This is a genomic window from Bacillus sp. HY001 (genome assembly GCF_007558965.1).
GTDB lineage: Bacteria > Bacillota > Bacilli > Bacillales > Bacillaceae_G > Bacillus_A > Bacillus_A mobilis.
This window is the reverse complement of sequence record NZ_VLTE01000020.1, coordinates 1-12,916: the sequence shown is the minus strand read 5'-3', so window position 1 is coordinate 12,916 and position 12,916 is coordinate 1. Positions and strand designations below refer to the sequence as shown.

At 35.0% G+C, this 12,916-nt stretch carries 8 protein-coding genes and 3 pseudogenes; all 11 read left to right on the top strand.

Going from position 1 to position 12,916, the window contains the following annotated elements:
* The first annotated feature begins 3 nt into the window (after positions 1-3).
* Positions 4-1,887 carry a TnsD family Tn7-like transposition protein gene (locus tag FOT98_RS11650; protein ID WP_000888139.1) on the top strand — a complete coding sequence of 628 codons (1,884 nt, stop codon included), beginning with the start codon at positions 4-6 and terminating at the stop codon, positions 1,885-1,887.
* Between the two features lie 665 nt (positions 1,888-2,552).
* On the top strand, positions 2,553-2,714 hold the full coding sequence (locus FOT98_RS32330; protein ID WP_000353863.1) for a hypothetical protein: 162 nt from the start codon (positions 2,553-2,555) through the stop codon (positions 2,712-2,714).
* Between the two features lie 106 nt (positions 2,715-2,820).
* Positions 2,821-3,744, top strand: coding sequence for an Rpn family recombination-promoting nuclease/putative transposase (locus FOT98_RS11645; protein WP_000118205.1), 924 nt, complete (start codon positions 2,821-2,823; stop codon positions 3,742-3,744).
* 208 nt (positions 3,745-3,952) lie between these two features.
* Positions 3,953-4,141 carry a hypothetical protein gene (locus FOT98_RS11640; RefSeq protein ID WP_000727316.1) on the top strand — a complete coding sequence of 63 codons (189 nt, stop codon included), beginning with the start codon at positions 3,953-3,955 and terminating at the stop codon, positions 4,139-4,141.
* 149 nt (positions 4,142-4,290) lie between these two features.
* A complete protein-coding gene (locus tag FOT98_RS11635; RefSeq protein ID WP_001216648.1) occupies positions 4,291-4,710 on the top strand; it encodes a hypothetical protein in 420 nt (139 codons plus the stop codon).
* A gap of 66 nt (positions 4,711-4,776) precedes the next feature.
* On the top strand, positions 4,777-5,127 hold the full coding sequence (locus FOT98_RS11630) for a PrgI family protein (RefSeq protein ID WP_001233525.1): 351 nt from the start codon (positions 4,777-4,779) through the stop codon (positions 5,125-5,127).
* A complete protein-coding gene (locus FOT98_RS11625; RefSeq protein ID WP_000892011.1) occupies positions 5,128-6,042 on the top strand; it encodes a hypothetical protein in 915 nt (304 codons plus the stop codon).
* A 2-nt stretch (positions 6,043-6,044) separates the two neighbouring features.
* A pseudogene (locus FOT98_RS11620) lies at positions 6,045-6,998 on the top strand (VirB4 family type IV secretion system protein); the annotation flags it as partial.
* Positions 6,999-7,731: 733 nt separating this feature from the next.
* Positions 7,732-9,564, top strand: a complete 1,833-nt coding sequence (gene ltrA, locus FOT98_RS11615; RefSeq protein ID WP_000914978.1) for a group II intron reverse transcriptase/maturase — start codon at positions 7,732-7,734, stop codon at positions 9,562-9,564.
* A 116-nt stretch (positions 9,565-9,680) separates the two neighbouring features.
* Positions 9,681-10,823: pseudogene (locus tag FOT98_RS11610) on the top strand (VirB4 family type IV secretion system protein); the annotation flags it as partial.
* Positions 10,824-10,853: 30 nt separating this feature from the next.
* A pseudogene (locus tag FOT98_RS11605) lies at positions 10,854-12,916 on the top strand (hypothetical protein); the annotation flags it as partial.

Below are 12,916 nucleotides of genomic sequence, written 5' to 3'. Positions count from 1 at the left end.
AAAATGCTTGATTATTTTCCTGTACCGTATGAGGATGAATTGTTTTATAGTATAGTCTCTAGATATCATATTCGAAGTCCAGATTTATCAAAAAAGCATACTATGAAGAAGTTGTTTAATAAAAGTGGCTGTTTCTTCGGGATTGAATCCATTGGTGAATTAAAATATTTAGTTGATAATTTACAAGTGTTTTCAGATGTGTTTACTGAAAAGTATTTTATAGAAAGGCATTCACTGATTCCACTTATAAGACCATTTAAAACAAAAGAATGGTACGAACAATTAAGCATAGGAATCTCTTCAAAAGTTTATCAGAGTTTATTTAGTTTGAAAAAAGGGAATATAAAGTCAAAAGAGCATTTATATTATTGCTCTGTATGCGTAAAGGAACAATATCAACTTTATGGTGAAGGGTATTGGAATAGAGTACATCAGGTTCCAGGAGTTTTTGTATGCATTAAACATCAATTACCTCTAAAGAAACATCCGGTTAATATTATGACTTTTCGGTCTCATAATTTTATCTATCCAAATCTAAAGGATAGTAACAGCAATGAGATATTCATGGAAAGTGAACTTGTGGATGAATTAATAGGAATTGCAGAAGATGTAAAATATTTGCTAGATAAAAATTTTTCGTCTTTTTCAAAAGATTATTATGTTGAGAAATATGAGACACTTTTGAAGGTTAAAGGGATTGGATACCCCACTTTAAAAAGACATCAGCGCTTAAGGGAGTTACTTCAAGATCATTATTCGCAAACCCTATTAAGGATGTTAGAATCCTCATTTAAAATAGATGAAAGATTATCATGGGTAAATTATATTCTGGGGAAAGGTAGTATACAATTTTGTCATCCCATTAGGCATATATTGATTATGCGATGTTTGTGTGGCTCAGTAAAAAATTTTTTTGAAAATGAATATTTGTATGAACCCTTTGGAAAAGGTCCATGGTTATGCATGAATTCCCTATCGAATCATTATTTACAAAAATGTGTAGATAAGGTGGAAATCAGTGTTCACGGATTGAATCGAGAAATTCAAGGGGATTTTGAGTGTGATTGTGGTTATATATATAGACTTAGGGAATGGGAGCAAAACCCCCTAGAAGTTGCATTCTTTAATAATAGGATTATTCAAAAAGGCCACGTATGGGAAGTGGAGTTTAGCAAACTTTTATCTAGTGGATTAACACAAAAAGAAATAGCTATGAAAACGGGTTTTACACCACCGACTATACGAAAAATATTGAAGGATCGTAAAAATGTCCCAATTAAAAAATCGAGAGAAGACAGTTTGAAGGTCGCTCGAGAAAAGAAAACAGCTCAGTACAAGCATAAATGGATACAATTACGAAATAAATATCCAGCGTATACGAGAGCGAAATTAAGTGGTTTAAATAGAGCTGCATATGCGTGGCTAAGCAATTATGAGAGAGCGTGGTTAGAGGAACATTCACCACTTAAGGTTTTGGGGAAGCATTCAAAAAAAAAGAGTGTAGAAAGCTACAATAGAGAAGATTTAATATTAATCGAAGAAGCAAAAAAAATAGTTGATAACTGGGATGAATATGAAAAAAACAGAGGTAAGTTAATTAGAAAAACGTATGCAGCTGTTACGAAAATATTAGGTGTATACCAGAAATGTCAAAAAAAGAAAAATCATTCTTTATTACAAAGTTACATTGTCACAGTTGAAGAATCTTTACAAGATTTTCAAAAAAGAAGAGTTCGATATTTATTAAATACAAAATTCAAAGATAAAGTAGTTACTTTATCTAAAATAAAAGAGGCTGCAAGTATAAAGGTGGCTGTAAGGGAAGGCGAAGGGGATATAAAAGAATACGTTGAAAAATTGATCAAAGCTCATAATCAAACAAACTAAAAGATAGTATGGGCTAAGGATTATAAATCATCGTTTTTAAAACAAAAAAATTCATTCGTGAGTTTAAAATAAATATAACTCTTTTATAAAAAGGATAAACCGAAATCTTTCTATGATTTCGGTTTTTTTATTGAGATATAGTGAGTATGATGAATAAATAAGAGAAGAAGAAAATTAATATCGAATGTATAAACAAACAAGGGGATATAGATAGAAAGTTAACCCATTTTGTTCTGAACTTTTGTTTTACAAGAAAAAATATAAAGAGTGTGTTTTGATCCTTTTCAGAACACACTCTTTATTTATGCTCAAGTATTGAGTGGGAGTGTATAAATTTTTAATAATTTATTTTAGTAGGATAGTCCATAACTTTCTTGTAATAATTAAGATAGTATGCATTCCTAAAGGAAATACATTAGTGTTCAACTTTCTTGTAATTATTTTCTCTTAAGGGCCTTAAATATAATGGTTTAAAAGCATATTAGTAAAAGGGTTTGTTGTAATTAAACACATAATTGTGAAGTTAAAACAAAATTGTACACGTTAAAAGAAAGTCGTACATTTTACAACAAAGTAGAAGTATTAGTGTAAAACTTTCTTTTAACAAAACACTTAACAGTTTAGCTAGAGGACTTTATATAAAAGAAAGGTGTGTATTAAGTATTATGGATATTATGCAACAATTAATGGACGTAGATAAAAAAGCTAGGGAACAAGAAAGAATGGAACTCATTCAACGATTTTATAATGAGGGAGTTTCTATCACGACAATTGCAAATGCGACAAATATGTGTGAAGAGGATATTTCTTATATAGTAAGTAACTAGTAGCCATATTTGATGAGATGAATAGAGGAGAAAAAGATAGAATATAATTCTATCTTTTTTTATGCTCTTAAATACAATTTTAAAACGAGAAAGGTAGAGGGAAAACATGAGTGTATATGTAAAAAAGAATCTAGTAAATTTACGAGTTGATTATGCTTTTAAGCGTTTGTTTGGAGTAGAAGGAAATGAAGATATATTAATTGGGTTTCTTAACGCGGTACTACAATCATCTATTGATGAAGAAATTACATCTTTGCACTTAGATGATCCGCATCTTCCAAGAGAGCAGAAGGATGATAAATTGTCTATTTTAGATTTGCGAGCTACGCTAAATAGTGGTATAAAAATTAATATAGAGATTCAAGTTCGAGACAAAAAAGATATGATAGAACGTTCTTTGTTCTATTGGTCAGGTATGTATTATTCTCAAATGACTCAAGGGATGAAATATACAGAATTAAGACCAACCATTTGTATTAATATAGTGGATTTCATTCTATTTCCAGAAGAGCAGGAGTTTCATAGTATTAATACAGTGATGAACAAAAAATCTAAACGTATCATTACCGAAAATATGCAGTTGCATTTTCTTGAAATTCCAAAAGTGATTCAAGAATGGCAAGGAAAACGAATGGATCCGTGGGAAGATTCTTTAGCGCGTTGGTTACTATTATTTCCTGCGCATGAGGATGAGAGATTAACAACAATCCTGGAGGCGATAGCAATGGAAAAAGATCCAGTTTTGAAAAAAGCAATAGAGGATTGGGAGCGTTTAAGTAGCGATAAGGATTTTTTACGCTTATATGAGGCTAGAGAAAAAGCAATAAAAGATAGAATATCAGAAATAGAGACAGCAGAAGAAAGAGCTGCGAAAAAAGCTGCAGAAATAGCTACAGAAGAAACTAAAATTGCAACTAAGATAGAGATGATTGAAAATATGTTTAAAATAGGATTACCTATAGAAAAAATTGCAAAAGTTGCAGAATTAAGTGTTGAAGAGGTTAATGAAATTATAAGAAATAAAAGGTAGATATAAATGATAAAAAAACAGGTAATTGTGGGTACACACGATTACCTGTTTTTTTGATTTAATGAAAGTAAGTGAATAGATGTGAAGGAAGGGGGAATAGTTATGAAAGTAACAAGAGGAAATGCTATTTGAAGTGTGTAATTTTTACATACTCAATTATTCTGTTATTAAAAAAATATAAAGAATATAAGGGGAAGTTATTTGTATTATGAAAAAGAAAAAAGAAGCATATTATGTACATGTGTATACGCTTAGAGACAAAAGTATAAAATCTATAAAAATAGAACCATGGCGCTCATTGAAAGAGGAAATGAATGTTTTGGGTCTTAAGGACAGTGATATTTTTCAAATTCAAATGGTATGGTACGATCCAAACAAAGAGGATAAAAAGAAATGAAATAAAACGGAACACGAAAAGTCCAATTTTACTTTTTAGGCGTAAATAAGGCTTGTTTTTTTAAAATCGTATTGCTATAATATAAACGTAATAAGATTTAACAATAAAATAAAAAATTAATCAGTTCGCATATAAGAGAAGACCTCAATATGCGCCATGTCCTTAGGGGACGTGTGCGTGTATTGGGGTCTTTTTGCGTTTTGCGAGCAAAAACACCCGGAGGTGCAGGAATTATGTTGAATTGGTTGTCTGCAAAACTTATGACAACATCAGTAGGAGATTTTCTACTGGCAAAAAAAAGTTTTGAGGGGGGGCTTACTGGGCACACCAGTGGTGCAGATGCTACCACTGTACAAAAAAGCATGAATACCCTTGTAACAACACTAATTGGTTTTGGTGGTATTTGGGTAGCAGCTTGCGTTGTATTTGCAGCTATTAAACTATCTGGTGCACAAGGTAAAAACCCTGAAAACCGTACACAAGCCATGATTGGTTTAGCGTGTGCAGCAATTGGAGGCTTTGTCATGATCAAAGCATACGACATCGCTTCTTGGGTTACAAAAATTTAACATAAGAGTTTGTAAAAGCTCTCCTCTATTTGGGGAGAGCTTCTCTTATATAAGGGAGGAAACAAAATGAGAAAAGTAACCGTTCCTGTTGATATGACTTCGGAACAAAAAACACTGTTAGGTGTGCTGAGCAAACGCCAATTGATTTATCTATTGGGTGGCGGAGCATCCCTTTATTTATATGTGCCATTCTTATGGCGGTTATTTGCACCTTTTAATGCGGCGGTAGCATTTTTTATTTGCTTAATTTTAGCAATACCAACAGTAGTAGTTGTAATAACGTTTGCTTTTATTTATAAAGAAAAACAACACATGTATCTAGATAAATATTTACTTATCAAAATGCGTAGCCGTTCTGAAAAAGGCAAGTGGAGAAAAGGATACGAGCCAATTACATGGGTAAAGGAGAATTTATAGATGTTAGAAATGATATATTTTGCGTTGGTAGCCATTGTAGGGTTTTTCTTTTATCGGAAAATGAATGGAAAACCGATGTTTGGTTCTAAGAAAAAGGGGAAAAGCCAGGGCGGGTTAGAGAAACGTACTGCTGAAAAAAATGGAAAGAAAAATAAAAAGAATACGCCTGCTGAATCGGAAATTGATGAGGATAATGTTGATTTCTTTCGTGCTTTTATAGAAGACATTAAGGAAGTTGAAAATCATATGATTCGTTATCATGATGACACGTTTATCCTAATCGCGGAGGCACACCCAGTAAACTATTATTTACTTTCCAATGCGGAACAAGAAGCGATTGATATCAAAATTGAATCATGGTTAACCACATTAGAGTTTAATACGAAGGTATATATCCAAAGTAAGTTTGTAGATTTAACAGATCCTGTACGAAAAATGACAGAAACAATGAAAGGTGCGAAGGACCTTACACCAGAGACAGTACTTTATGGGCAAGAAGTTATCGACAACTTAGAGTACTGGCAACGTTCGCAGCCTCGATATGAACAAAAGCGATATTTAATTTATCCATACAAAGTGGATATTAGTACGATTACAGCTGATACAGAGGATGAATTGGAAGAAAAGATTGTAGATAAAGCGTTTAACGAATTATATCGTCGCTATAATGCTTCCCGAAATCTACTATCGAAAGCAAAAATTAGTGTAGAAATGTTAACAAAAGATAAATTAATAGAACTCCAATATGTAGCGTTTAACCGTCGTAAAGCGGTGAAAGCACGTTTCCAAGATTTAATTGAAAATGAGAACTTCTCTCTCTATTCAACTGGTGAAACAAATGAGAGAAAACTAGAGTTAATGAAGAAAGTGCTAGCGGAAGAAAAAGCTGAAAAATCAAATAATGGGGTGGCATAAGTATGAAATTGTTTGGAAAGAAGAAAAAAGAAAAAAAGAAGTTAGAAGCTGAAAAGAATGACGAATTGGAACTAGAGGAGGAAGCGTACGAACAAGAAGAAGTTCCGCCTCAATTAGAAAATCAAACAACTGTGTTTGATGTCATTGCCCCAGAAGGAATGAAAATTGATTCAGAAGACTATGGGGTAATTAAGCAGTCTTTGGGAAGTAATACTTTCTTCCGTCCATTTTATATTCCACGTGATGGATACCCTCGTATGATGCAGACCAATTGGCTGAACATGTTAACTTCAGCTGGAGAGGTTGATGTCATGATTGATATTCATAAAGAGCCAAAAGCAAAAGCGATGCGTTCGTTAGATATGCAGCTGACGATGTTACGTTCGAACCTTTCTTTCCAACGTACACGTGGAAATATTGACCAAGAAAAAGATTTAGATGCAAAAATTCAGGATACAAACAATTTAATGGATGAAATTCAATTTAATGAGAATGACTCTTATATGGTAAGTACCATGGCGGTTGCGTATGCTGACTCAAAGAAAGAATTAGATGTTTTATGTGAGTATATCGAAGATGAAATGCAAGCATCTCACTTTAAAATAGCGAGTACTTGGAATCGTGTGAAGAGTGGCTTGAAAGCAGTTATGCCACTAGGTGCACCAAATACTCTGCAAGATACATATCGCAATATCGATAGACGTGCTCTATGTACATTTGCTCCCTTTGTATCAGGTTCCGGAAGATTTAACGGTGGTATACCAATAGGAAAGAACAAAATTACTGGCCAAGTAGAATTTTTAAATTCATTTGGTAACGCAGATTATCGTCCACCAAACTATAACATTGGTGTGACAGGGATTTCAGGTTCCGGTAAAAGTTTACTCTTAAAAATGAAGCTAGCTCGTGAAACATCACTTGCAGATACACATGCGATGATCATAGATCCCGAGGGTGGTGCGACACGTTCCTAAGTGAAAAGCTTAGGCATTGTCGAACTTACAGTTCAACAGTGAACTGTCATTCCAAGAAGTCAAATGATAGGGTAACGCCTTGAAGGGCTTCCTTTAATACTCCGACATGCAGTGAAGTTAGCAAGAACTGAACTGTATGAAGCTCGGTGAAGTCGGTTGAGAGTTACCGTAATCCTATAGGATACGAAAGTCACTCAGAGGTGGGTGGTGTAACCTATAAACCGGAAGTCTATAAATTACCTATGGTTAGTATGCACTATGAACCAATAGAGTATGGTATGTGCGGACGAATCTCTGATGGTACGGGTCTATATCGGAAGTAAGTCGAAAGGCTTACTGACACAATTAGTGTCGCTACTGTGGATGAGTAAAACTCGCCTTTATGAAAGTCCATATATTGTTACAGGCAATATCAAGGTAGCAGGCTCATAGGAGAAACCTAACGGTATATGCACAGATAGGAATGACGGAACGTGGTAAGCTGTCAACACTGAGGGCTTGCTTCCGATGAAGTGGTTCTAGGGAAAACAATTGTAAATTGTATAACCTAGGTTTATGACAGTGAAAGTGGTGGCACAGTACCTATGAAACGTGTAATGAACGTGGAGGGATAGCCACTAGTCGATTGAAAACTGACTGTTACTTATGGTTGACATGGTTTCGAGTAAGACTAAAGAGATGTAAACCTCCAGTAAATAAGGGGAGGTTACAGCCCATGTTAAAGAAAACTAAACTAAGGCACAGTGAATATTACGACATGCAAAGAAAGTATGATGAGTTATATTCTAATAGCCTTAATGGTAACAATTTCTATAAATTAATTGATATTATCGGTTCGGAAGAAAATATTAGATTAGCATACCGCAACATCAAAACTAATAAGGGGAGTAACACGGCTGGAGTTGACAATTTAACCATTAAAGATATTTGGCACCTAAACGATACAAAGATTATTCATGAAGTTAGGAAACGATTAAATAACTATCAACCACAAGCAGTTAAAAGAGTCCTTATCCCAAAAGAGGGCAGTGATAAGAAGCGACCCCTGGGGATTCCAACAATTTGGGACAGATTAGTACAACAATCTATCCTCCAAGTATTGGAACCTATTTGTGAAGCTAAGTTTCATAACCATAGTTATGGATTTAGACCGAACAGAAGTACACACCATGCACTAAGTAGAGTTGTAAGTCTTATTAACATAGGTCACCAACACTACTGTGTTGATATTGACATTAAGGGGTTCTTTGATAATGTATGCCACAAAAAGCTATTAAGGCAAATGTGGACTCTGGGAATAAGAGACAAATCACTTCTATGTGTTATTTCAAAAATCCTTAAATCTGAGATAGAAGGAGAGGGTATTCCCAATAAGGGTACTCCGCAAGGAGGAATTATTTCTCCTTTACTTTCCAACATTGTTCTAAATGAACTTGATTGGTGGATAAGTAGCCAATGGGAAACCTACAAACCTCACAGAATCTCTACTCGGCATTTAGGGTTTCGACAATATGCTAGGAAGTACACGAATCTAAAATGTGGTTATGTAGTGAGATACGCGGATGACTTCAAAATAATGTGTCGGACTTATGATGAAGCACAACGCTTTTATCATGCGACAGTTGATTTTCTCAAATCCCGCTTGGGATTAGAAATTAACCCCAAAAAGTCCAAAGTGGTTAATCTCAAGAAAAACTCGTCAGTTTTCCTTGGATTCAAAATCAAAGTGGTTAAACAAGGTAAAGCTAAATTTGGATATATTGCAAAAACCAGTATGTCCGACAAAGCTATTACAAAAGCTAAAAGACAACTAAAAGAACGAATCAAAGGAATTCAAAAGGAGCCCACTTCAGAGAAAGTTACTCAATTTAATTCAACCCTTCTTGGTATACAAAATTACTTTAAATATGCGGTTACAATTTACATGGATTTAACGGAGGTAAATTACTCTCTGCGAAGAGTCATAAGAACCAGACTTAGAAACAATATGAAGCACATGAAGTTCTGTGAAACATCTGTGAATTTTAAAAGGAAGACCAAAGGAATACAACCTAACACTAAGATTTACGTTGTACAGAACACTCCACTCTTACCAGTTACAGGAATACATCATAAAAACCCGTGGAATTTTTCGCAGGTTATCTGTAACTATACGGAAACGGGGCGTAATAAAGTACATAGTAATCTTAAGGCAATACCTAAGGATGTTCTCAACCAAGTTATGAGGACTTATTCGAAGAATAAAAGTATTGAGTACAACGATAATAGGATATCAAAATACGTTGCTCAATATGGTAAGTGTTATGTAACTGGTGAGGAAATTGGTATTGAACGTGTTCATTGTCATCACATTGTTCCCATTAAACAAGGTGGGGATGACAAGTACAACAACTTGGTAATTGTAGATTGGTTTATACACAAACTGATTCACATGACGAATCTTAATAAGATTACACATTACCTTCGGTCTTTTAAACTTAACAAGAAACAAATGGATAAACTGAATGTGCTAAGAACTAAAGCTGGAAATGAACCGATAGTAACATAATTTGATTTTAAAGTCAGTTGGAAACGATGGAACGCCGTATGCTAGGAAACTAGCACGTACGGTGTGAGGTGGGGGAAAAGGTGGAGATTACATCAAAGCCTTACCTATCATCATAATTCGTAAAAATCACCAAACGATTAGGTGGTATTAACTTAAATATTTCACCAGAAAGTAATATCATTATTAATCCTTGTGCAATTGCAGTAACAGAACTTCAGATTACGGATAAAGATGAAGAGCTAGAAGCGCTTGAACAATATGACAAGAAAGAACTCGTAGAGCGTGATGGCGTGAAGTATGTAAGATTTGTGCCTATTTTAGAGAAAATCAATGAAATACTAGGATTCTTTGACATTATTATTCGCGGACAAGATTTTGATCAACCAGGATTAAATGTATTCCAGCGCACAATGTTAGAAGATGCAATTCGTGAAGTATTCGATAAACATGGTATTACTTCTCATCCCTCATCTTTATATACAGATGAAGTGAAGAAGGTGGATGGACAATTAATTCAGTCTCAAGTGAGAAAGCCGGAGCCAGAGTTAAAAGAAATTTATGATGTAATAGTAGAAAACCATGGAGACGATGTGAAAGCAGAAGAGTTAATTGCTGCGATTCGTCCGTTTTTACGTGATGGCTCAAAACCATTATTTGATGGACAAAGTAATTTTGGACGCGGTGTAGAAACACAGTTAAATGAATCACGTGTTGTTAACTTTAATATTAGTCATTTAGAAGAGGGCTTCTTAAAACCGATCGCCTTCCACGTTATCTTGAACTATATTTGGGAGCATTGGATTAAGAGTCCAGAACACGCTATCAAACGAAAAGTGTTATATGTGGATGAGATGTGGCAGTTTATCGATTATGAACAAACTGTTAACTTCTTAGAAAAAGTAGCACGTCGTTCACGTAAAAGAAATGCCGGTATGTGTTGGGCAAGTCAGGACTTTGTTCGTATTTTGGAAAATGTGAAAGCGCGTGGTATCTTGCAATCTACTTTCTCTTATTTCTTCTTAGAGCAAAATAAGATTGATAAGAAAAAAATCCAAGAGAACTTTAACTTAACTGCTGGGGAGCTTGACATTATTCTCAACAATCCAGGGAAAGGTGAAGGGATTTTCCGCATAGGAGATAGTTCAGTTTGGATTCAAACAGATCCATCAGATAAAGAAATGATGTTCATTGAATCCAATGAAGCCGTACTGCAAGAGCTTTTAAATAACATGAAGAAAGTACAAGGGTACGCAGGATAATAGCGTACCTTTGAAAAGGAAGGTGAAATTATGCTTGATAAGATAATAGGATGGGTCGGCGGCTTAATTGTTTCTATGGTCAAGACCTTTCTTTCTCCAATCTATAAATTAATTGATACTATCCCCGATTTAATTTTTGGTGGGGATAGTGCAAAATTAAATTTTTTATTTAAAGACGACACAGCTGGGAGTGTATTAAATACGGGATTACCAGTCATGTTTAAATTTGCAGCCTTTTTAGTCTTAGTCAGTGCTGTAATTGCTGGTGCAAAGTATTCAGCTGCTGCTATTAATCCAACAAATCGAACATATATCATTGAATATGCGAAGGATTTAATGATCGTTTCTATTTGTATATGGCATCTAGATTTCTTCTATAACATTATATTTGATATGAATACTTGGGTAGCATCGGAGTTTAAAAGAGCAATAGGAGAACAATCGCTAGATGTTTTTAAACCAGGTCAGACAATTGCCGAATTGTCTATGGATAAAAATAAGGATGATTATTTATTTCAAATTTTTGCGATGTTGATTGAAGTTGGATTGTCACTTTGGGCAAACTTCTTCTATTTAATGCGAGCGGTATCTCTATATATTTTGATGTTAATGGGACCGATTATGGTTGGTATGTGGTTATTTCCTCAAAAGAAACAACAAACTCTATATTGGATGCGTGAATTTGTTGGTACAGTACTCATCCAAGGTATCCATGCGATTACTATATGGTTGATTTTTGTACTAGTAGGCAAATCAGATAATACCATTATTAAATTAATCTTATTTGCTATGTTTATTCCTATAGGTGAAATTGTAAAAGGGTTCATTGGTTTAAGTACAAATACGGCGGGAGCGGTAAATAGAGCAGGTACGATGCTTGGAATGGGAGCCTTAGCAAGTATGGCAGGTATCGTTAAAGGGATACGTGATGACCATCGTAGTAATAAAGAGAAGACAAAAGCTAGAAAAGAAGGTGAGGAAGATAAAAAAGAAGATGCTGATAACCCTAAAAACGCGTTGGGAGCCAATTTAGGGACAGATGTAGGTACAACATCTCGTGCAGCTCGTATGTTAAAAGCAGGTCAAATTGGAAGCATGGTTGGAAAAGCAACGGGCGGACTCGCGGGGTTAGCAATGGGTGCAGGACTTGGACCAGAAGGAATGGCAGTAGGAACATTTGCTGGAAGTAAAGCAGGTGGAGTTCCTGGTGCAGTAACAGGAAGAACATTGGCAGCTGGACTTGAAGGAGTTACTAGTGCTGGGAAGCATATTGGTTCTAGTGTGAAGAAAGGTCTAGATACGTATAAAGGGTTAAATGGAGAACAATATCCAGAGTTAACAGATGAAGATATTGCACAAGACTTAGCTACGAAAGATTTTGAAAATTGGAAAGCTGATAATCCTGATTCTGCAGTTGCGAGCCGTTTAAAACAAGCATTCCCTGGTGCATCTGATGCAGAGATTGCAAAAAAAGTAGCAAAAACAAATAGTGATCAAATGTCTCATTTCAAAAATCAGCGAAAACAAGATTTACAAAATATGAAGAAAAATGCTACACCATATGGAAACGCTAGAGATTTAGTTAACGCTGCAACTAACGCATTCCAAAAAGGATATGAGGCAGACCATAAAGATGCGTTTATGAGTCAATTACCAGAAAACATGTCAGCGGAAGAGAAAGAGAAAAAATGGAATGACCATCTAAACTCAAAAGTTCAGGGATTTAGAAATCATGCAGAACAAGCGGCAATAAAAGCTGGAGCAATGCCAGTTGATGCGAAAGATAAGCAAGGCAACAACCTGTTTGATAAGTCTTATGTAAATAAAGATGCCTTTGCTTCTCAACTTGCACTTGGAAAAGTTGGGAAAGCGGTTGAAGGAGTAAAGGGAGAAACACTAGAGAGTGGCCATCAAAATATGGGACAAGTAGACTCACTTGTGGGTGCGTCCACTGCTGCATTTAAAAAGGCATATACAGCAGATCATAAGGCAGGATTCATGAAGCAATTCCCTGCAGATGTACCACAACAAGAAAAAGAGGCTGCATGGAACAAACACTTGAGTCAAAAAGTGCAAGGATTTAAAAATCATGC

What these genes read in the sequence shown, in the direction of transcription:
- FOT98_RS11625 (WP_000892011.1), top strand. Translation starts at nt 5,128, where the DNA reads ATGTTAGAAATGATATATTTTGCGTTGGTAGCCATTGTAGGGTTTTTC.
- FOT98_RS11640 (WP_000727316.1), top strand. Translation starts at nt 3,953, where the DNA reads ATGAAAAAGAAAAAAGAAGCATATTATGTACATGTGTATACGCTTAGA.
- FOT98_RS32330 (WP_000353863.1), top strand. Translation starts at nt 2,553, where the DNA reads ATGGATATTATGCAACAATTAATGGACGTAGATAAAAAAGCTAGGGAA.
- FOT98_RS11645 (WP_000118205.1), top strand. Translation starts at nt 2,821, where the DNA reads ATGAGTGTATATGTAAAAAAGAATCTAGTAAATTTACGAGTTGATTAT.
- ltrA (WP_000914978.1), top strand. Translation starts at nt 7,732, where the DNA reads ATGTTAAAGAAAACTAAACTAAGGCACAGTGAATATTACGACATGCAA.
- FOT98_RS11630 (WP_001233525.1), top strand. Translation starts at nt 4,777, where the DNA reads ATGAGAAAAGTAACCGTTCCTGTTGATATGACTTCGGAACAAAAAACA.
- FOT98_RS11635 (WP_001216648.1), top strand. Translation starts at nt 4,291, where the DNA reads ATGCGCCATGTCCTTAGGGGACGTGTGCGTGTATTGGGGTCTTTTTGC.
- FOT98_RS11650 (WP_000888139.1), top strand. Translation starts at nt 4, where the DNA reads ATGCTTGATTATTTTCCTGTACCGTATGAGGATGAATTGTTTTATAGT.